17 protein-coding genes are annotated in these 20,359 nt (G+C 66.8%); 7 read left to right on the forward strand and 10 right to left on the reverse strand.

Going from position 1 to position 20,359, the window contains the following annotated elements:
• Positions 1-149: 149 nt before the first annotated feature.
• Positions 150-374, reverse strand: a complete 225-nt coding sequence (locus tag HKK74_RS18810; protein WP_187244541.1) for a ferredoxin — start codon at positions 372-374, stop codon at positions 150-152.
• Between the two features lie 388 nt (positions 375-762).
• Between HKK74_RS18810 and HKK74_RS18815 the strand changes: the two genes are divergently transcribed.
• On the forward strand, positions 763-2,043 hold the full coding sequence (locus tag HKK74_RS18815; protein ID WP_222722444.1) for an extracellular solute-binding protein: 1,281 nt from the start codon (positions 763-765) through the stop codon (positions 2,041-2,043).
• Between the two features lie 54 nt (positions 2,044-2,097).
• On the opposite strand, the gene HKK74_RS18820 is transcribed toward HKK74_RS18815, so the two are convergent.
• The 9 genes from HKK74_RS18820 to HKK74_RS18860 form a co-directional block, all read right to left on the reverse strand.
• Positions 2,098-2,949 carry a maleylpyruvate isomerase N-terminal domain-containing protein gene (locus tag HKK74_RS18820; protein ID WP_312881603.1) on the reverse strand — a complete coding sequence of 284 codons (852 nt, stop codon included), beginning with the start codon at positions 2,947-2,949 and terminating at the stop codon, positions 2,098-2,100.
• A gap of 66 nt (positions 2,950-3,015) precedes the next feature.
• A complete protein-coding gene (locus HKK74_RS18825; RefSeq protein WP_187244543.1) occupies positions 3,016-3,438 on the reverse strand; it encodes a hypothetical protein in 423 nt (140 codons plus the stop codon).
• 36 nt (positions 3,439-3,474) lie between these two features.
• Positions 3,475-4,044 (reverse strand): hypothetical protein, encoded by a 570-nt coding sequence (locus HKK74_RS18830; RefSeq protein WP_187244544.1) that lies wholly within the window; start codon positions 4,042-4,044, stop codon positions 3,475-3,477.
• A gap of 314 nt (positions 4,045-4,358) precedes the next feature.
• Positions 4,359-5,906: an FAD-binding oxidoreductase gene (locus HKK74_RS18835; protein WP_187244545.1), complete on the reverse strand. Its 1,548-nt coding sequence runs from the start codon at positions 5,904-5,906 to the stop codon at positions 4,359-4,361.
• Positions 5,907-5,931: 25 nt separating this feature from the next.
• Positions 5,932-6,651 (reverse strand): DUF2306 domain-containing protein, encoded by a 720-nt coding sequence (locus HKK74_RS18840; RefSeq protein ID WP_187244546.1) that lies wholly within the window; start codon positions 6,649-6,651, stop codon positions 5,932-5,934.
• A 455-nt stretch (positions 6,652-7,106) separates the two neighbouring features.
• On the reverse strand, positions 7,107-7,532 hold the full coding sequence (locus tag HKK74_RS18845; RefSeq protein ID WP_187244547.1) for an SgcJ/EcaC family oxidoreductase: 426 nt from the start codon (positions 7,530-7,532) through the stop codon (positions 7,107-7,109).
• Between the two features lie 34 nt (positions 7,533-7,566).
• The gene (locus HKK74_RS18850; RefSeq protein WP_187244548.1) at positions 7,567-8,748 is read right to left on the reverse strand and encodes an acyl-CoA dehydrogenase family protein; all 1,182 of its coding nucleotides are present in this window, start codon (positions 8,746-8,748) and stop codon (positions 7,567-7,569) included.
• 33 nt (positions 8,749-8,781) lie between these two features.
• On the reverse strand, positions 8,782-9,684 hold the full coding sequence (locus HKK74_RS18855) for an LLM class F420-dependent oxidoreductase (protein WP_187244549.1): 903 nt from the start codon (positions 9,682-9,684) through the stop codon (positions 8,782-8,784).
• A 211-nt stretch (positions 9,685-9,895) separates the two neighbouring features.
• On the reverse strand, positions 9,896-11,140 hold the full coding sequence (locus HKK74_RS18860) for a cytochrome P450 family protein (RefSeq protein ID WP_187244550.1): 1,245 nt from the start codon (positions 11,138-11,140) through the stop codon (positions 9,896-9,898).
• 328 nt (positions 11,141-11,468) lie between these two features.
• On the opposite strand from HKK74_RS18860, the gene HKK74_RS18865 reads away from it, so the two are divergent.
• From HKK74_RS18865 to HKK74_RS18890, 6 genes are all read left to right on the forward strand, one after another.
• Positions 11,469-11,741 carry a phosphopantetheine-binding protein gene (locus tag HKK74_RS18865; protein ID WP_187244551.1) on the forward strand — a complete coding sequence of 91 codons (273 nt, stop codon included), beginning with the start codon at positions 11,469-11,471 and terminating at the stop codon, positions 11,739-11,741.
• A 41-nt stretch (positions 11,742-11,782) separates the two neighbouring features.
• Positions 11,783-15,103 (forward strand): non-ribosomal peptide synthetase, encoded by a 3,321-nt coding sequence (locus HKK74_RS18870; RefSeq protein ID WP_187244552.1) that lies wholly within the window; start codon positions 11,783-11,785, stop codon positions 15,101-15,103.
• A 3-nt stretch (positions 15,104-15,106) separates the two neighbouring features.
• Complete coding sequence (gene cmdF / locus HKK74_RS18875) at positions 15,107-16,711, forward strand: tyrosine 2,3-aminomutase (protein WP_187244553.1); 1,605 nt, start codon at positions 15,107-15,109, stop codon at positions 16,709-16,711.
• Between the two features lie 75 nt (positions 16,712-16,786).
• Positions 16,787-17,539 carry an SDR family NAD(P)-dependent oxidoreductase gene (locus HKK74_RS18880; protein WP_187244554.1) on the forward strand — a complete coding sequence of 251 codons (753 nt, stop codon included), beginning with the start codon at positions 16,787-16,789 and terminating at the stop codon, positions 17,537-17,539.
• A gap of 67 nt (positions 17,540-17,606) precedes the next feature.
• Positions 17,607-19,013 carry an NAD(P)/FAD-dependent oxidoreductase gene (locus tag HKK74_RS18885; RefSeq protein ID WP_222722445.1) on the forward strand — a complete coding sequence of 469 codons (1,407 nt, stop codon included), beginning with the start codon at positions 17,607-17,609 and terminating at the stop codon, positions 19,011-19,013.
• A gap of 240 nt (positions 19,014-19,253) precedes the next feature.
• Positions 19,254-20,339: a DUF2855 family protein gene (locus tag HKK74_RS18890; protein ID WP_222722446.1), complete on the forward strand. Its 1,086-nt coding sequence runs from the start codon at positions 19,254-19,256 to the stop codon at positions 20,337-20,339.
• Positions 20,340-20,359 lie beyond the last annotated feature (20 nt).

Here is a 20,359-nt window from a genome sequence, read left to right on the forward strand (position 1 = left end):
CTGCGGCGAGGCCTGCCGCGAGGCCTGCGGCGCGCCGGCAAGGCCGCGCCGACAGGGCGCGCGTCATGCCGCCTGCTCGCGGAGTAAGCCCGCGAGGGCGCCGCCGCGGGCCGCGGCGGCGCCCTCCGTGCAGAGTCCCGGACGCCAGGCTACGGAGCGATCAGGGTGCCGTCGGCGGCGTCCCGCACGCTGATCGCCTCTGTCGGGCAGGATTCGGCGGCTTCGAGCACGGCGTCGTCCGGGTCGATCTCCTCGGCGATGGGCTGCGAGACGCCGGTGTCGAGGCAGAACCGGTCATGCGCGATCGATACGCAGATCCCGGAGGAACAGCACATCCTCTGGTCGACCGTCAACTTCCAGCGAGTCGTGCTCATGGAATGGTTTCCCATCTATGGAGCTGCTTACCAAGGCCGCACCTGCCACTGCCTTCCGCGGTGCGGGACCGGAGGCATTGCCGGCCGAGCCAGTATCCGTGGGTCGAATTCGAGCATGCAAGAGTAATGATCAGGACGCTTCTCCGATGGTGCTGTGGAAACACGCTATCCGTCGACATCCGGCTGGCGTCTGCCGCGCAACTTTGGAGATGCACTTGCTGAATGGTTGCGGGAGATTGGTCGGTATGGTTCACGCATTCCCATGACTCCGACCCACATTGGACCACGACCCGTCCGTGTCACGTACCGGGTCTTGGAGATCCGTCATAGTCGATCGCGCCGCGAGCGCTGACTTGAGGAGAGGGTTTCGCTGTCTGGAAAGATTGTCGTGGATGCCTGGCTGGCGGACCTGGCGTTTCCCCGTTACATGGACGAGCTGTTCCGTCTCGGTCGCCGGTTCGAGGAGGCGCACCCCGAGTACGAGATCAGGATCCGCGGACTGGGGTTCAGAGATGGAGCCGCCGCGGTGGCCAGGGCGGCGTTGGAGGGCTCTCAGCCGGCGATCGCCGAGTACTACTACACGGAGATGCCGAATGCGCTGGACGCGGTGGACAGCGCCGGCCAGCCGGTGTTCACCTCGGTGGAGAACGCGGTGGGGGGCCGAACTCACATTCTCGGTGAGCCGGTCGTCCTGAACGACATCGTCCCCGCGCTCCGTAGCCAATACACCTGGCAGGGCGAGCTCGTCTCGCTGCCCACGGTGGCGACCACCTTCCAACTCTTCACCAACGTGACCATGCTCCGCGCGGCCGGCGTACGGGACATCCCGCAGACCTGGCAGGACCTGCGGGAGGCGAGCGAGCGGGTGGTGAAGTCGCCGGGCGGGCCGCCGTACGCGATCACCTGGGCGAACAACGGGATCCCTTTCCAGCACGCGGTGGCAGTGCAGGGCGGCGCGCTCGCCGACCATGGCAACGGGCGGGACGGCCGGGCCGAGACCGTGGACTTCACCACGAAGGAGATGATGGCCTGGGTGTCGTGGTGGCGGGGCCTGCACGAGGACGGCCTCTACCGCTATACGGGCGAGCTCGGTGACTGGTTCGGCACCTTCGAGCTCTTCGTGGACCAGCAGGTGGCGTTCCGGCTGAGCTCGACCAACGACATCGGCGCGGCCGCGCAGGATGCCGCCAACGCCGGGTTCGAGTTCGCGGTCTCCCGCTTCCCTTTCAACGCGGAGGTTCCCTATCGGGGCAGCGTGGTCGCGGGTACCTCACTGTGGCTGGCGGACGGCCTGGACGAGGCCACCCGGGACGGTGCGCTGGCGTTCATGCAGTTCCTCGGGAACCCCCGGAACGCCGCGCAATATCACAAGGAGCACAGCTTCATACCGATCACCAAGTCCGCCTTCACCCGGCTGGAACGGGAAGGCTGGTTCGCCGAGCATCCCTACCACCGGGGCCCCAGCGACCAGCTCGACCTGGCCGCCGGTGTGAGTTCCGCCCCCGGTGCACTGATCGGGGACTTCTTCGAGATCCAGGTCGTGCTGACCCGCGCCATGCACGACGTGCTAGTGCGAGGAGCGGATCAGCGGGAGCGGTTCGCTCAGGCCACCACAGAAGCGCAGGAGATGCTGGACCGTTACCTCGCCGAGCATCCTCTCCCGCGTTAGCCCGGTCGGCCCGTTCGACCGCGGACCAGATCGTGCGGCAGCCGCCGCGGCACATCAGGAGGGCAGACGTACCTTCTTCATGAAGGCGGGCAGCAGCCACGGTCGCCGTCCCCACACGACCACCCGCCCCGAGAGCGCCGCCCGCAGGCTGCTGACCCGGCCGAACAGCATGAGGTTGAGCGTCACCGGATCGAAGAACAGCTTGACGTCGACGTTCTCGGCAGGCTTCTCGACGGTCACCAGGCCATCGGTCAGCACCATGGCCGCCGGGGCGGTGTGGCTGGAGCGGAACTCGACCGCGATGCGCCCCTTCCGCTCGGGACGGTCCCAGTCGAGCAGGCGTCCGTAGCCATAACTCGTCACGCCCAGGAGGAAGATCTCGAAGAACAACGCGGCGTCCGCCGGTGAGACGCGCCATCGGGCATCGGTCGCGCGGGCGATGTCACGTCCGTGAATCTGCAGTTCGTTGATGAGGTGCGCCAAGACGCCCGCCGCCGGGACGCGGGAACCCCCGAGCCAGTCGATCGGATGCCCGGGATCCAGATCTTCGCTCACCCGCAGCATCTCGGCGATGTCGCCGCGCACCCGCTCCGCGAGCGTTCTCGGGTCGCGTTCGTCGAAGTTCGCCAGCGCCACCTCGTTGAAGTGGGCCACCGTGTCGACGGTCGTCTCCTTCAACACGTCCTCGAGCGCGGGGATGGGCAGGCCGCCACCGGACGTTCGAAGCATCGATGCATACGATCCGCTGATGGAGACGACGTGCGCTGCGGTATCGGCGACGGTCCAATCCGCCGTGGCCATCGCTTGGGGCGGCACCGAGAGCAGCAGCTCGGCGAACCGTTCGCCGGCGGCCGCAAGGGCGCGACGGACCGTGGACCACTTGTCGGTGTAGACGGGTGAGGACACGAGCATCCCTTCCCGGGTTCGTTCACGACCTCGAATCGGGCTGTCACCGCGACCATTACTGCTTCTTCACACCGTACGCTCTTTCGAGCCCATTTCTGTGCGCTGTCTGCGTCTCAGCCGGACACAGGCGCACAGAAAAAGCGCCATTCCCAAGAGCACCATCATGGCGACGGCCACCCACTCGCGAGACCCTTCCGGACGGTAGACGCGGTTAGGTCTCCCGATGTCGAAGGCCCTGGTCTGCTCTCCGCTGCGCAGCGTGTCCCGTCGACTGCCGTACAGGGAGACCTCGGCACGCCGGGTCCGGGCGTCGTCAGACCGGAACTCGCCCGTCCAACTGCAGCTTTCGTGTCCGGTATGCCGCACGCACTGCAGCCGCTGCGCGGTGAACACGCCGGGCCTTCCATCCGCGTCCGCGGCACGAATGGCGAAGCCGATGTTCGGCACGGCCAGGTAGAGCAGATAGGCCGCAGCCAGTACCAGGACCACGGTGATCGGGTGGCCGGGCCGCCGGGGCTTCACCGGTCACAGGGCGGGTTGGACGGCGCAGTTGCATTTCATGCGCGCGCGTTCGGAGCTGCCCGGCCTCCGGTGGAGCAGCATCGCGACCACCATGGGGGCGAACACGATCGCGTTGTAGAACAGGTGCAACTCGACCCGGGGAACAAGAAGCTGGATGACGCTCGTCGGAACGGGCCGTCCCATGAGGTTGGCACCACTCAGGGCCTGCAGGAGCAGGAGCAGGTGTTCGAGGTGGTGCCAGACCTGGATGCCGAGTGCCAGATTCCACCACGTCCTTGACCTGCCGGTGAAACCTGACCGCAGCAGGATGAAACCGGCAAGCATGACCAGGGCATAGCCGTAGTGCATCCACTCGGATGTGACCAGCCATGGAAGTGGAACACCCAGCACGCCACGCGCTTCTTTCACCGGCCAGCCGAGTGCGTAGATCTGGGTGGCCTGGGCGAGGTGCTCTGCCCAGTGCGCCAGCACGATCACCATGAAGAGCAGTAGCGCTCCTTGATGATGGCGCTGGTTGAGGGCCGGTCCGACGTCGGTCCGAAAACGATTAGCCAGGGCGGTGACCATCGCCATCCGTAGACCTCCGTGACTGCTCGACAACACGATGAACACCTCCATCAAAGGTCGCCGTTGCCGCCCCCGCTACTCTTCGGTTGCTCACCTCCGGTGAGCTGGGCGCCCCTTTTATCGCCGTCATCGCAGGACTGCCGCGATCTGCACGTTCGCCGAGTAGCGGTAGGTGCCCCCGCCGGGGGTGCGCGTTCAGGCACGCGGCGAACGAACCGGCAGACGGCTCGGCCGGCGCCTCCTGGGAGACGCCGGCCGAGCGCAACTTCGTGATGGACACCGGACCCGCCCCACTTAGCGGGTGGTGCGAAATGAGGCGGTCAGTCAGGGAGCTCGATCGACAGCGCGTGGTGGAACTCGTTTCGGGGGTCGTAGCGTTTCTTGACCTGCTGCAGCCGCGGATAGTTGTGCTTGTAGTACAGCGTCGACCAGGGGACCCCGGAGGTGTTCCATTCCGGGTCGGCCAGGTCGCGGTCCGGGTAGTTGATGTAGGCGCCGTCATTGTGCTCGTTGGGCACCGGAACGCCGCCCGTCTGGGCATAGACGTCGTGATAGATCGCGCGCAGGTCGGCGATGTGGGCATCGTCGTCCCGCTCGTCGGACCATGCCGAGAGAAAGGCCGCCTTGAGGATGGAGTCGCGCTGCGCGACCGCGGTGGCGTCCGGCGCCACGGTGTTCACCTGTCCGCCGTACCCGATGAGGATCAGGGTCAAGGGCTTGTCGCCATCGGTGCAAAGGTGGCGGTAGGCCGCGGCGCTCTGCTGCTCGGTGTAGGCCGTGCGCATATAGGCCGACTTCAGCTTGAAGCGGCGGGTCGCGATGTCGCCGGGCTCGCCGCGGTTGGGGAAGGTGAAGAAGTACAGCCATGGCAGGACATCGTCGGTGCTGCGGGAGACCGGCGCGACGCCCACCTTCTCGGACACCTCGTCGAAGAATGCGTTCATCAACTGCTCGGCCCCGGGAATGTCGTCGTCGATCAACGCCCCCACGACGATCACTCCGCCGGACCGGTGGCTGGCGCCGAAGAACCCGGTGAGGTTCGCGCCGGCGCTACCGGGCTCGCTGTTGCGCTCGAACCACCCGCCGAAGTCGCGCAACAGCCGGACGAACGCCTGCTCGGTCATCGTGTCCCAGGGCCAGGCGACGATGCCGTTGCGCCACCTGACCGGTGCCCTGGGCAGCAACTCGCCAGGGTCGGTGGAGGTGGCGCCGGGGGTGCGTAGCCAATAGCGGGTCACCACCCCGAAGTTGCCGCCGCCGCCACCGGTGTGCGCCCACCACAGGTCGCGGTGCGGGTCGCCGGGCTCGTCGGTGGCCACGATCACCCTGGCCCGGCCGTCGGCGTCCACGACGACGACCTCGACCGCGCACAGATAGTCGACGATGGCGCCGAACCGACGGGTCAACGGGCCGAAGCCGCCGCCGGCCAAGTGCCCGCCGATGCCGACCTCCGTGCCCTCGCCGGCCGGGAGAGTGACCCCCCAGCGCTTGTACAGCCGACGGTAGACGTCCCCGAGCGTCGCCCCGGGCTGCAGCGCGAACGCGCGGCGCTCACGATCGAACGACACCTCGGTCAGTTCGGAGAGGTCGATCAGGACGCCGCCGCCGGTCGAGGCGGTGCCCTCATAGCCGTGGCCGCCGCTGCGGACGGTGACCCGCTTGCCCTCGGCCACCGCCCTGCCGACCGCGTCGACGACCTCCTGAGTGTCGGCCGGCACGCACACGTAGTCCACATCGGCCACAAACCGCTGGTTGTAACCGTGGAGCACGCTGGCAAAGCGCGGATCGCCGGCGGTGATGACGCTGCCCCCATACGACGGTGTCGTCGCTGCCGGCGAGGCGGAGGACCGGGTCTCGGTCTCGGTCACGGTGCTACCTCCAATCGGTGTGCGCTTACCGGGGCAGGAGCAGCGGCCGCTTTGCCGTGTGGTTGAGCCACGCCTGCACAAGGATGAGGTTGAACACCCAGCCAACCCACCGCGCCGCCTCCAGCAGGTAATTCACCTCGATGGGGTCCGGCAACCGCAGTCCTACGTACACGATGAACGTGCCCACGGTGTTGTTCATCACGATCGCGAAGCTGTACAGCATGAATCGGCGGTGCTCCGCGAACCGGCGCTGCCGCGCCCGGATGAAGCCCATCGTGGTAAGGCCCATCCAGAGGATGGTGGCCAGGCTCACCCCGATCTGCCCGACCGGCGGCGCGAACCGCACGATGGACAGCGCGAGCAGCCCGGAGATCAGCGTGGACACGACATAGATTCGCCCGCTGAACCGGTGCAGCCGCCGGTGGTTGAGTCGCACCCTGGGCCACACCTGGAGCACGACGGTGATCATCGCGATGGTGCCGAATCCAATGTGCCCCAGCAGGGTCGGGTAGTACAGCGAGTAGTCCTCGTGCGGCGGGATCGGAGCGGTCTCCTCGTTGAAGTCGAGGAACGGGCGGACGATGTATTGCCACCAGATGACGCTGACCAGGACGAGCGGGATGATCCAGGGGCGGCGCCACCATTGCGGTTCCCTCCCCTCCGCGGCCTGGCCGCGCTGCTCAGCGGGCGGGCTCTGCCCCTTGGCCCGCTCCCCGGCTGGGGTCTTTTCGATGTCGTACGTCATAGCTTGACCTCCTACTCGACCACGTCATGCGGTCAGGGGCTGCGTATCTCGGCGATGTCCGGCGGCTGACGCCCAGTGAGCACGGCCGGATACGCGTCGGCGATGGCCTCTGGGTCGCTGCGATGCGCATCGTCAACCCGGCCGCCGTGTCGTCCTCGGCAGTGCGAGGCCGGAGCCGGAGCGGTCCGCGTTGGTCATCGCGCACATTCGCTCGTCCTCTCGGGCGATGACAGCGTCGGCCTATGGTGACACCGGCCGAAGCGCAATCGTTCTTTGAAAGTGCGAAGAATTGCCCTGCATCGAATGGTGCTCGGGTGGCCGCGGAGTCAAGGTGTTCGTGGATTCCCACGAGTATCCAACCCATGGCCGATTCGGCGCCAAACTGTACGGCCCCGGGAGGGACCCGGGGCCATAGGGTGCCGGTGTTCTCCTCCGGCCGCGGGCCTGCTGAGGCTTCAGGTCACGTTTACGGGTGTGTTCTGGTACGCGGCGAGTCGCCACTGCCCGTCGTGCCGCACCACGACCCAAGAGGCCCGGATGGCAGCGGACGGGGACACCTCGCTCTCCCCGGCCTCCAGCACCCCGCCCTGGGAGAGCAGGATGGCGGCGTCGGCGCTGAGCTTGCGGATGCTGAGCGGCTTGCCGGTCACCTGGGTGCCCTTGTAGCGGCCCTGGTAGGCATCGCGGAGAAATTCGCGGATCTCCGCCTGGCCGTTCTTGTAGACGCCGGCCAGGATCATTGTGCCGTTCTCGATGAAGAGGTCTGCGAAGCCTTCGGCGTCGTTGTACGCCCAGGCCGCGATCACCTTCTGGGTGAGCGCGGCGATGCCGGCCTTGTCGGCATCGGAAGGCTCGGTTGCCGGGGGAGTGGTCGCGGTCATGCGCCTTGTCCTTTCTCTTGGTTCGCCCGGGGGGTCAGATGTACTGGGTGTTGGGCTCCAAGCCACACAGCACGCGCCCGTACAGTTCGGTGTTGGTGTTCGGGTGCATGAGCGCATGTAGGGCGACCGCCTGGACATCGCGCGCGATCCGTTGGATCGGCACGTCGGTGTAGATCGAGGAGCCCCCGCTCGCAGTGGCGAGAATGTCCACCGCCTCGCGCACCAGGCGGACGACCGCGCCCATGTCGGCCCGCGCGCGGATGCGCTCCTCGACCTTCCATTGCGCGCCCTCGTTGCCCTTGGTGTCCACCTGCGTGGCCAGGCGCTGCGCGTGGAATTCGGCCGCGTCCAGCTTCAGCGCCGCGTCGGCGACCTGCATGTGGGTCAGCGGGGCCTCGCGCTGGCTCTCATAGTCGGTGTAGGTGATCTTGCGATCGTCCAGCCGGCGCAGGAACGCATCCTTGGCGGCGCGGCCGAGCCCGAGTACGGTGCCGACCGAGGACGCCGAGGCCACCGGGAGCAGCGGGGTCCGGTAGATCTTCGACTCGGCGCTGCGCTTGGACGCCGGTTCGCCCTGCAGCACGGCGCCCAGGGGCAGTACCCGCTGCTGCGGGACGAACAGGTCTTTGGCGACGGTGCTGACGCTGCCGGTGCCCTTCAGGCCGCTGGTGTGCCAGTCGTCGACGATCAGCAGATCGGACATCGGGACCAGGGCGATGACCGGGTACGGGTCGCCTTCGGGCGGCGCCAGAATCGCGATGATCTCCTGCCAGTGGCTGTGGTGCGCCCCGCTGATGAACCGCCACTTGCCGTTGACCACGATGCCGCCGTCGGAGGGGGCGGCGATCGCGGACGGGCTCAGCGTGCCGCACACCCGCACGTTTGGGGTGTCGAACACCTCGTCCTGCACCTCGTCGGGGAACAGGCACGCCATCCAACCGGGGATCCAGGACACCGAGGCCACCCACGAGGCCGAGCCGTCGCCCCGCCCCAGCTCGGTGGCGACCTCGACCAGGGTCTGGGTGTCGGCCTCGTAGCCGCCGTAGCGTTTGGGCTGACGCAACTTGAACACGCCGGCGTCGGCGAGCCCCTCGATCACCTCGTCGTGCAGCCGCCGGTTCTCCTCCGCCCAGGAGGCGTGCTTCTGCAGCAACGGCGCCAGTTCGGCCGACTTGCGGACGAGTTTCTCGCGCGATGGCGTTCCAATTTTGGACACAGCATCCTCCTGGACGGAACGGAAACGGAACTTCTAGTCATCGATCGGCGCCGGCCCGGCGTCGGCGACCGCGGGGAGGACCTTTTCCCCGATGATCTCCACCTGCCGGAGCGGGTCGGCGGGGGCAAGCAGGATGCCGATCACCGTGTGCACACCTTCGTCCGCGAGCCGGCGCAGCTGTGTGATCAGCTCCTGGGTCCCGGCGCCGTCGGCACCGACGTCCACGGGTAGGGCGCAGGTCTTCTCGATCGCGTCGTAGTCGCGCCCGGCGTCCGCGCAGAGCCGGCGCAGCAGGTCGAGCTTGTCGGGCAGGTCCGGGCCGGGGTAGAGGTTGCAGGCATCGGCGTATCGCGCGACCAGCCGCAGCGTCTTGGCGCCGCCCCCGCCGAGCAGGATCGGCGGATGCGGCCGGGTCAGGCTCTGCGGCAGGTTCAGCGGCCGGTCGACCCGGTAGTGCCGGCCCTCGAAGGGGCGCTCGTCCCCGCGCTCGCCGTCCCAGTAGCGCAGCAGGATCTGCAGCGTCTCCTCGAGCATTTCGAACCGGTCGGCCACCGGGGGGAACGGGATGCCGGAACGGGTCGCCTCCTCCTCGTACCAGCCGACGCCCAGGCCCAGTGTGGCCCGGCCGCCGGACAGGACATCGAGCGTCGTCACCGACTTGGCCAGCAGGGCCGGGGGACGGAAATGCACACCGGCCACGACCGGCGCGACCCGGCACCGACGCGTGTGCGCGGCGATCGTCGCGAGCGTGGTGAAGCATTCCAACTCCGGTGCCTGCGGGCCGCCGGCGTGCGGCCCCTGCCAGAGATGGTCGCCGACGCCGATCAGCGAGAAGCCGGCATCATCGGCGGTGCGGCTGATCCGCGCGACCGTCTCGCCCATTGCGGCCGGACCGCCGTTCCAGGCGAATGCTCCTAATGTCAGCCCGACGTGCACAGCACACCTCCCTGCAGATAAAACGTGGCTGCTCGGGTCGAGGATTGCATTCGCCCGCAGTACGCCACATCCTTGAGATTGCGTGGATCAATTCCATTTTCCGCAGGAACATTCGAGCCTGCGGCACCGCGTGCGCCGGGCGAAAGCGGCCCCGGCATCCGCCGTGGGCCGCCCTTTCTTTCGCCGCTCGGAAGAATCTGCCACGTCCGCCTCAGGCGGCGGTCGCGGCCGCGGGGGTGGCGGTCAACCGGACCGGCAGGGTGCGGTGGCCGTTCATGATGAACGTGGGGATCGGCTGCAGCTCCTCCTTCGGCACGGCCAGGCGCAGCTGCGGGAACCTTTCGAACAGCCTGGACAGGCCGACCTCGGCGACGAGCCGGGCGATCCCCGCGCCGAGGCAGTAGTGCGGGCCGTGGCCGAAGGAGATGTGCTCCTTGTCCGCCCGGGTCACGTCGAAGTCGCCGGCGCTGTCGCCGTGCAGCGCCGGGTCGCGCCCCGCGGCGGCGTAGTTGATCAGGATCGGGTCGCCTTGCGGGATGGTGACGCCGTCCAGCTCGATGTCGGTCACGGCGTACCGCAGCGGCAGGCTGGCCAGCGGGCACTCCACACGGAGCACCTCGTCGATCACCTCGTCCCAGCCGACCTGCCCGGAGCGGGCGAGCTCCAGCTGGTCGGGGTGGGTGATGAGCGCGGTGACCGCGTTGTCCAGGAAGTTGATGGTGGTCTCCGAGCCGGCGCCGAGGATCGCGAAGATCGTGTCGGTGAGCTCGGTGTCGGTCAGCTGGGAACCGTTCTCGTCGTCGCGCGCGGCGATCAGGTCGCTGGCGATGTCCTCGCCGGGGTTGCGCCGCTTGGACGTGATGAGCTCGTCCATGGCGGTGCGCCAGCCGTGCAGGATGGCCTGCGCCTGCTCTGGGCTGACCGTGGTGTCCACCATCAGATCCATGGCCTTGGCGGTCTGCGCCCGCTGCCCCTCGGTCATCCCGATGAGGTCGGCGATCAGCAGGGCCGGCAGCGGGTAGCAGAACTTCGCCCGCAGGTCGACCACCTCGTCCGGCGCGGCGGCCAGCCCGTCCAGCAACTGGTCGACGAGCTCTTCCACGCGCGGCCGGATCGTCTCGGTCCGGTGCGTGCTGAAGGCCTTGGCGATCAGCTTGCGCAGCCGGACGAGATGCTTGCCGTAGGCGGTCACCATGTTGTCCATCGCCACCCAGCTGATCATCTCCCAGTCGGGCGGGATCTCTCCGTTCATGAACTGCGGCCAGTGGTTGCGGGCGTTCTTGGTGACGTTGCGGTCAAGCAGCAGCTGCTTGATGACCTCATAGCTGTTGATCGACCAGGCGTGCACGCCGCCTGGCAGCTCCACCTTGACCGCCGGCGCCTGCGCGCGCAGCCGGTCGGCCTCGGCGTGGATGTCCCGGCCACTGGCGTCGAGGACAGGGCATTGGTCGTGCATTGGTGACTCCTTATCGGCGGTTGATCGAAGAGCTCGGTCGGTTACCGGCCGGTATGGTGCCGGGTGTAAGGGCCGCTCACGGGCCGGCCAGCGCCAGTTTCTTCGGTGCGGATTCGGGGCGCACCTCACAGAATGCGGAGCATTGACGGGCGGACGGCTATGGGCCGGCCGGTCCGCATCCAGAGAGAAGACCGGGCCGCGGCGCGATGTAACGATTCCGGAGGTGCGCCCGTTCGCTTCCGGTCCGCGCCGCGGAGCCCGGCCAAATCAAGATCGGGCCAGATCAGATCGATGGGGCCGGAGCCGGTCTGACAACAAAGGACTTGAGATGAACGCTCCCAACACTGAGCCGCGACTCTCGGTGATCGAGGGAAAGGTGGAGGAGATCTGGAAGCACGTCCTCAAAGTGCCGGCAGGGATGCAGGACGCCACTTTTTTCGAACTGAACGGGGAGTCGATCTCAGCGGTTCGCATCGTTTCGTGGATCGAGGAGGAGCTCGGCATTCTCGTTGATGTCGGCGACATCTTCGAGGAGGACCCCAACCTCCGGGAGTTCGCTCGGAGCGTGGCGGCCAAGGCGGCGACGTCTTCGTTGCCCTAGTGCAGCATCATGCCCAACAGGGAGAGACGAAGGGGCGGGGAATGACTGGGTCCGCTCTCGCGCGCGGCGTCAGCTGGGCCGAGACGTCCGCCGCTCAGGATGGACTGTGGTTCCTGAATGAACTCGATCCTGATTCACCGGGCCATCGGGTGTGCCGGACATATCGGATAGTCGGCGACCTGGACAGCGGAGCGTTACGCACCGCGTGGCAGGCGGTAGTGCAGCGGCACGACGCCCTTCGGACCACGCTGGTCGAGCGGGATGGGTTACCGATGCAGCGTATTGCGGTCGGATACGGCGCCCCGCCTTTGTTCGCCGATTTCGGCCCGGTGCCCGCCGCCGCCCGTGCTGAGGCCGTCGCGCGGTGGGTCGCGCGCCAGGTCGCCATTCCGATGCGGCTCGCCGAAGGGCCGCTCGCCCGGCTGTCGGTCGCCCGGCTCGGGAACCGGGAGCACGTCGTCGTGTTGCTTTTGCATCAGGCGATCGCCGACGAAGCGTCGATGTCCATATTGGTGAACGAGTTGTCCGCGTGCTATGCGGCCGCAATGCATGACGTGGCACACCGCGCGTTGCCCGACCTTCCGGCCCAGTACCCCGACTACGCCCGGTGGCAACGCCGTCAGGCATCCGTGCCGGAGTTCCGGCAGATGCTGTCTTGGTGGACGTCGACCTTGGCACCGCCCCCGCCTGCACTGACGCTGCCGGTGGATCGACCCCGTCCCGAGGAGCCCTCGTCCGCCGGCGGTGTCGTGCGGTTCGACTGGAGCGACGAAGTGGGGCGCCCTCTTCTCCGACTGTGCGAGACGGAACGGACGACACCGTTCGTGGTGCTGCTCGCCGGTCTCCAGTCTTTGCTCTTCCGCTACAGCGGCGAAGAACGCGTGGCTGTGGGCAGCACGGTCACTGCGCGTCCGCAATCCAGCTTCAAAGACCTCATCGGGTTATTCGAGAACATCCTCATTCTATGTACCGATTTTTCCGGACGGCCCACCTTCCGTGAACTGCTTGGCCGGGTGGCGCGATTCACTGGGATCGCGCTCGACCATCGCGAGCTTCCTTTTCAGCAACTGGTGGCCACGCTGGATATTGATCGGGACCCACGCCGGCTTCCGTTGGCGGACGTGATGTACGTGTTCCAGGAGACCCCCGAAGCCGAACTCAGGGTGCCCGGTGCGGTCGTCCGGCAGGAGCGGATCGACAGCGGCTGGGCACGGACCGACCTCACACTGAAGATCGACCAGGTCCAGCCCTCGGTCGCGGGCTCCCTGGAATATCGCCGCGCTCTCTTCGACGGGGCATCGGTGCAGCGGATTCTCGATCAACTGCGCACTCTGTTGGCCGCCGCGCTTGTCGAACCCGACACCGCGGTGGACGCGCTGCCCTTGGACGGGCCCGGGCGGCTTCGCGCGATGGTGCGTGATGCCGATCAGACCGCGGCCGCACCGTCCGGCGAGTTGGCGGTTCATGAACTCGTTCACATGCGCGCGAAAGAGCGGCCATCGGCAGACGCGGTGAGGTGGGACGGTGACGCCATCACCTATGGCGAACTGGAGGAGCAGGCTGCGCGGGTCACCGATGCGCTGGCCGGCCTCTGCGAGGCCGAGGGCGCGGCGGTCGCGGTCCGGATGCCGGTCGGCCCCCGCCGCGTCGCGGCGCTGCTCGGCATCCTCGACGCCGGGGCCCATGTGGTCTGTCTCGGCTCGCGTGATGCCGGGGAACGGGGCAGGGCGGTGCTCTCCGACCTTCGGCCCGTGTGCCTGGTGGTCGACGGAGAAGCGCTCGGCGATCACTTCTGCGAGTGGTACCGCGAAGAACTGGGTGGCCGGGTGCTCGACGTCGGGACGCTCGACCAAATCCGTGGCGTCCCCGGGACGCCCGTGAGCGCCGCCCAGGGAACGCCCGTACGCGCCGCCCCGGGCGACCTGGCATACATCGCCTACACCTCTGGTTCGACCGGCAGGCCCAAGGGGATCGCGCAGTCCCATCGTAGTTTCGCCCAGTTCGTCGCTTGGCTGGCGGGAGAATTCGGCGTCGGACCTGGTTCCAGAGTGGCGCAATGGGCGGCATTCGGATACGACGCCAGCCTGGTCGAGATCTTCGCGACGCTCGTGGCGGGTGGCACACTGTGTCCGGTGCCAGAGCGAATCAGGGCACATCCAGAGAAAATGGTGCGGTGGATCGCGGCCGAGCGCATCACTCTTTTCCAAACGGTTCCCAGTTTCGCCCGAGAACTCCTTGAGGTGATCAGTACCCGCGAGGTTCAGCCGGGAGGCCGGCACCGGCCGTCGGCTCCTGAGGGGCCGACTGGTCCTGAACGGGCGAGCCGGTCGTTGGCTGCGCTCGATCATCTGCTGCTGGCCGGCGAAGCGTTGCCGGGCGAGCTGGCGAACCGCCTGCGGTCCGCGCTGCCTGCTGTTCGGTTGGTCAACCTTTATGGTCCCACCGAGTCGATATTGGCGACCTGGTATGAGGTAACCGGAACCGTGCACGGGACAACCCCGATCGGCAAATCCATTCCCGGGCGTCAGGTGCTGGTGCTGGACGAGCAGGATCGACCTTGTCCCGCGGGTGTCATCGGAAACATAGTGATCCGGAGTCCGTATATCAGCCATGGCTACGTAGCGGGCACGACCGCGGATGATTCGGCGTTCGCCCCCCTCCGCGGCCCGAAGGAACTCGGGATCGAGGGCGACTGCTACCGGACCGGAGATCTCGGGCGCAGGAGGTGGGACGGCTTTCTTGAATTCCACGGTCGCAGGGACTTTCAGATCAAATTCTACGGCACGAGGATGGAACTCACCGAGATAGAGTCGGCGTTGATCGCGCATCCGTCGGTGGCCGAGTGTGCCGTGGTCCCAAGCGCCGGCCCGGACGGGCTGGTGAGCCGTTTGGTGGCGTATGTCGTGCCCCGGTCTTCCCCGGAGGGCGCCACGGGTGTCCCGGCTGCGTGGCGGGCCGCCCTGCGCCGGCGATTCGGCAAGGCGACGCCACCCGTCTCGTTCCGGGAAATGACCGAGCTACCGCGCAACATCGGCGGCAAGGTGGACCGCGGCAGGCTCCCGGTCGCGCAGCCCGCCACCTCGGCCAGACCGCCGGAGACGGCTGTGGAAAAGGGGCTGGCCGTGATCTGGTCGAATTTATTGGGCAGTGAGCTAGAAAACGTATGCAGTGCGGACGACACCTTTTTTGCGGCCGGAGGGCATTCCCTGCTCGTGCTCCGATTACTCGATCGGATACACGAGCGGTTCGGGGTTGAGGTCTCGCTCCGGGAATATTTCGGCAGTCCCGTGCTGGCCGATCTCGCCAAGCTTGTCGAATCGAAATCGGCCGGCGCAGATGCTACCACGACCACGATTGGATGAAACGTGACGTTAGCAGAGACTCAAGTCACGGTGGATCTCGACGGCGATGACCTCGATATCGCGGGGGTCAGGCGAATCGCCGAGGATCGGGTGCCGTGCAGCGTGCTCCCGTCGGCTCTGGCCAGAGCCGCGACCAGCCGGAAAATGTTCGAGGACACCGTCCGACAGGGCATTCCCGTCTATGGGGTCACCACCGGCTACGGCGAGATGATCTACATGATGGTGGATCTCTCGAAGGAGGTCGAACTCCAGACCAATCTGGTCCGCAGTCACAGCGCCGGGGTCGGCCCGCTGTTCGCCGAGGACGAGTCGAGGGCGATTGTCGCGGCGCGGCTCAACGCCCTCGCCAAGGGATATTCCGCGGTGCGACCGGAGTTGCTGGAACGCCTGGCGTTGTATCTGAACCTGGGGATCACTCCCGCCATCCCGGAGATAGGTTCGCTCGGGGCGAGCGGTGATCTGGCGCCACTGGCGCACATCGCGAGCACGATCATCGGCGAGGGGTACGTCCTCCGGAATGGTAAGCCGGCCGAGACCGGCCCAGTCCTCCGTGAACACGGCATCGAGCCGCTGGAGCTCCGGTTCAAGGAGGGGCTCTCGCTGATCAACGGCACGTCCGGGATGACCGGCCTCGGAGCCCTCGTCGTGGGCCGTGCCCTCCATCAGGTGCGGCAGGCCGAGATCGTCACGGCCCTGATTCTCGAGACCCTGCAAGCGTCGACCAGCCCGTTCGAGGCCGAGGGACACGATGTCGCCCGGCCGCACAGGGGACAGGTCGACACCGCCGCGAACATGCGGGCACTGCTGCGGAGTAGCGGCCTCACCCTGGGCCATGCCGAACTCCGGCGCCAGGCCCAGGAGCAACGGTCCGGCAACGGCGTGTCGCGCACCGATGTGTATATGCAGAAGGCCTATTCGCTGCGCGCCATCCCCCAGGTGGTCGGCGCCGTGCGTGACACGCTGTACCACGCTGCTGAAACGCTCGAGATCGAACTCAACTCCAGCAACGACAACCCGCTGTTCTTCGAGGGTAAGGAAGTGTTCCACGGCGCGAACTTCCACGGCCAGCCGGTCGCGTTCGTGATGGACTTCGTCACCATCGCGCTCACCCAGTTGGGTGTGCTTTCGGAGCGCCGGACCAATCGCCTGCTGAACCGTTATCTCAGCAACGGCCTTCCCGAGTTCCTCGCCGCGAGCGACCCCGGACTCAACAGCGGGTTCGCAGGTGCCCAATATCCAGCGACCGCATTGATCGCGGAGAATCGGACGATCGGGCCGGCCAGTACCCAGAGCGTTCCGTCCAACGGCGACAACCAGGACGTCGTGAGCATGGGGCTGATCTCCGCCCGGAACGCACGCCGCGTACTGACCAACAACAATCATATTCTCGCGGTCGAGTTTCTGGCCGCGGCGCAGGCGGTGGACCTGTCGGAGCGGTATGACCGGCTGAGCCCTACCGGGAAAGCGACCTACGACATGGTGCGATCGCTGGTGCCCACGCTGGAGCACGACCGATACATGGCCGACGATCTCGAACTGGTGGCCCAGGCGCTGGCCGACGGGAAATTCGTGGACGCCGTCCGGCGCGGCAACGTAGAACTGCGCTGAAGAAAGGGTTCCGCGGAGGCCAGAATTCGCACTGTGGAAGATGCCGTCTATTGACGCTGAGGACACACTGAGATTATGACTGAGTTCGATGGAAAGGTCGTGTTGATAACCGGCGGCGGCAGCGGTATGGGTCTGGCGACCGCGCGACGCCTGCTGGATTCCGGGGCTCGGGTGGTGCTGGCCGGTCGCAGCGCCGAGCGGCTCAAGGTGGCGACCGAAGACCTTGACGCCGACGACCGTGTCCTGGCCGTTCCCGCCGACGTGGCCCGTACCGGTGATCTCGATCACCTCATGGCTCGAACTCGGGAGCGGTTCGGCAGCTTGGACGGTGTGTTCGCCAATGCCGGGGTCGCGCCGTTCGCCCGCAGCGCGGATATGACCGAAGCCGATGTGGATCACATCGTGGACATCAACTTCAAAGGCGTGTTCTTCACCGTACAGAAATCGCTGCCGCTGCTCGTGGACGGTGGCTCGATAGTGTTGAACTCGTCGTGGCTGGTGCACCGGGGCATGGCTTTCACGTCGATCTATTCGGCGAGCAAGGCGGCCGTCCGCAACCTTGCCCAAACTCTCGCGGCTGATTTGGCCGAGCGGAGCATCAGAGTCAACTCGGTGAGCCCGGGCTACATCGTCACACCGATGTTCGACGGCATTGCCACGACCGAGGATGCGCGGCAGGCCTGCCGGAGCCAGGTGGCGCTGGGTCGTCTCGGGCAGCCCGGCGATATCGCCGATGGCGTGCTCTTCCTGCTGTCTCCGAAAGCGTCGTACATTACCGGCCAGGAAATTCTCATCGACGGGGGACTGATCAGATCGATCCCTCTGTAACCAGACGCACGGTTGATCCGAGGGGGCGGTGATCCGTGCGGTGAACCCTAACGAAGGGGGTAGCTGAATGTCTCAGGAGTCTCCGACTCGTGCCGTGGTGCTGGGCGGGAGCCTCTCTGGTCTATTCGCGGCCAGAGTGCTCGCCGACGCCTATGACGAAGTGCTGATCATCGATCGGGACGTGCTGATCGACGTGGATGTGCCACGCCGAGGCTGCCCCCAAGGCCGGCACATCAACGGCCTGCTGACCGGGGGCCAGCGGGCCATCGAGGAGTTATTTCCCGGAATCACCGATGAAATGCTGGCGGACGGCGTGCCGAAGGGTGATCTCGGTGGGACCGTGCGGTGGTACATGCAGGGTAAGCAGCTGGAGAAGCAGCACGCCGACATGCTGTGCATCGGCCCGAGCAGACCCAAGCTCGAGTTTCATGTCCGTCAGCGGACGCAGGCGCTGAGCAACGTGACCTTTGTCGAGCGTACGGACATCCTCGGTCTTGAGACCTCCGCCGATCGCAGCCGGGTCAGCGGGGTGCGCGTCCAGCACCTCGACGGCGGCGACGCGAAGGTCCTGGAAGGCGATGTCGTCGTCGACGCGACCGGACGGGGGTCGCGCACTCCGGTGTGGTTGGCCGAACTCGGATACCCGCAGGTCGTCGAGGAGCGGAAGAAGATCGGACTGGGGTATGTAACCCAGTATTACCGGCTGAACTCCGACCCCTATCACGGCGACCTTTCCATCAACGTGGTCGCGTACCCGGGTCGCCCCCGGGGATGCATCTTCGCCAAGACCGACGGTGGCCGGATCGAAATGACCACCTACGGAATTCTCGGCGACCACCCGCCGACCGACCAGGCCGGCCTGTACGCCTGGATCGACTCGCTGGGAATCCCCGAGTATTCCGACGCCCTTCGGGACGCCACGCCCCTCACGGAGCCGGTGGCCTTCCGTTTCCCCACGACACTTCGCCGCCGCTACGAGGATATGCCCCGTTTCCCCGGTGGGCTCCTCATCACTGGGGACGCGGTCTCGTGTTTCAATCCCGTCTACGCGGGTGGAATGACCATGGCCGCGAAGGCCGCGCTCACCCTGCGCAGCCATTTGCACACCGGCGCGGACCCGCAACCGCTGGAATACTTCCGGGACCTGGCGCGTGACGTGCTCGATCCGCATTGGGAGATGACCAACGTCGTCGACCTGAGCTTCCCTGATGTCGAGGGCGAGCGGACTCGCACGGTCCGGATGGCTCAGGCCTTCCTCAAGCGGGTGCAGATCGCCGCGACCCGGGACGGCAAGGTCACCGCCGCCTACATGCGGGCCGCCGGCCAGGTCGAGCGTCCGGAGTCGCTCCAGCGCCCCGGCATGCTGCTACGCATTCTGGTGCAGTCCTTGCGTGGGCCGAAGAGCAGGCCGCCGAATAAAGTGACTCGCCCGGCCCAGCCCGCCGCCGAGCAGAGCACTGAGCAGGCAGTCTAACCATGGCCGGGACATCAATTCCAGCCGGCGCCGCAGGATAAGAGTTGCGCGGCGCAGCGGCCGGATTGATGATGCGAGAGCAATCATCGGTCGATGAGGGTTGTGTGAAAGCTCCGGTCCGCCTGATGCGCGTGCAGGTCTGCGGATGGCGGCGAACACTTTTCACATAACCCTCAACGGCTGATCATTGCCCATCGGAACACTCCGATCGGTGCAGTCTGATACTCGACAGGCAAGGAGATGACCGTGGGTGTCCGCGACCAGTGGGATTTGGTGGTCAAGCGCAACGACCTGACCGTGAGCGAGGTCCGAGATGCACCGCGGAACCGCTTGGGGGAGGGTGAGGTCAGGCTCGCGGTGGAGAGGTTCGGCCTCACCGCGAACAACGCCACCTATGCGCGGTTCGGTGATGACTCCGTGATCGCCTTCTGGCGGGCCTTTCCCGGCCCAAGTGGGTACGGAAGAGTGCCGGTCTGGGGTTTCGCGCGGGTCGAGGAGTCCAGCCATCCCGACATCGCCGCGGGGAGCAGATACTTCGGCTACCTGCCGATGTCCACCCATCATGTGGTGACCGCGGAGCCCATGGCGAGGGGGTTCGCCGACACCGCGGCGCAACGTGAGTTCCTGCATCCCTGGTATCGGACCTACGAGCCCGCCGGGGACCCCGACCCGCTGGACGACCGCTGGGCGCTTCTGCACCCCGTTTACCCGGCGGCGTTCAACCTCGCCGATCTCCTCGAGCAGCAGGCCGCGCTCGGCGCCCGGTCGGTCCTGATCACCAGCGCGTCGAGCAAGGTGGCCATCGGACTGGTCGAGGAGCTGGCCGCACGGCAGGTTCCCCTCTCGGCCGTTGGTCTCACCGGTGGCCGCAACACCGCGTTCGTGGAGGGGCTGGACCTGTACGACACGGTCGCGTCCTACGATGCGCTTTCGTCGATCTCGGTCGCCGGGCCGACCGTGTTCGTCGACCTGACCGGTGATCCGGCTCGGCGGACCGCGGTCTGCGAGCGTTTCACGAACGAGCTGTGTCACACCGCGCTCGTGGGCTTCACCCACCCCACGGCGACCGTCCTCCCACCGCCGGGGCTGGCCGGCCCCGAGCCACAGGTGTTCTTCACGCCGGCGATTGAAATGGAGACCATCGCCAAAGAGGGCGCCGACAGCTACTACACCCGTTACGCAGAATCAGAGAAGCGCTTCGTTGAATACTCCGCGTCGTGGCTCACCGTCCATGACCGGCGAGGCCCCGAGGCGATTGCCGACTCCTTCCGCTCGCTGCTCGCCGGAGAGCAGGCGCCCAATACGAGCGACATCCTCAGACCCTGATCAACCAGCCGAGTAAGGGA

This window comes from Actinomadura alba, from assembly GCF_014323705.1.
GTDB lineage: Bacteria > Actinomycetota > Actinomycetes > Streptosporangiales > Streptosporangiaceae > Actinomadura_C > Actinomadura_C alba.

Excerpts from the sequence above, each read along its gene's own strand:
- HKK74_RS18810 (WP_187244541.1), bottom strand. The coding sequence starts at position 374 with ATGAGCACGACTCGCTGGAAGTTGACGGTCGACCAGAGGATGTGCTGT.
- HKK74_RS18830 (WP_187244544.1), bottom strand. The coding sequence starts at position 4,044 with ATGGCGATGGTCACCGCCCTGGCTAATCGTTTTCGGACCGACGTCGGA.
- HKK74_RS18840 (WP_187244546.1), bottom strand. The coding sequence starts at position 6,651 with ATGACGTACGACATCGAAAAGACCCCAGCCGGGGAGCGGGCCAAGGGG.
- HKK74_RS18845 (WP_187244547.1), bottom strand. The coding sequence starts at position 7,532 with ATGACCGCGACCACTCCCCCGGCAACCGAGCCTTCCGATGCCGACAAG.
- HKK74_RS18860 (WP_187244550.1), bottom strand. The coding sequence starts at position 11,140 with ATGCACGACCAATGCCCTGTCCTCGACGCCAGTGGCCGGGACATCCAC.
- HKK74_RS18865 (WP_187244551.1), top strand. The coding sequence starts at position 11,469 with ATGAACGCTCCCAACACTGAGCCGCGACTCTCGGTGATCGAGGGAAAG.
- HKK74_RS18870 (WP_187244552.1), top strand. The coding sequence starts at position 11,783 with ATGACTGGGTCCGCTCTCGCGCGCGGCGTCAGCTGGGCCGAGACGTCC.
- HKK74_RS18880 (WP_187244554.1), top strand. The coding sequence starts at position 16,787 with ATGACTGAGTTCGATGGAAAGGTCGTGTTGATAACCGGCGGCGGCAGC.
- HKK74_RS18885 (WP_222722445.1), top strand. The coding sequence starts at position 17,607 with ATGTCTCAGGAGTCTCCGACTCGTGCCGTGGTGCTGGGCGGGAGCCTC.
- HKK74_RS18890 (WP_222722446.1), top strand. The coding sequence starts at position 19,254 with ATGACCGTGGGTGTCCGCGACCAGTGGGATTTGGTGGTCAAGCGCAAC.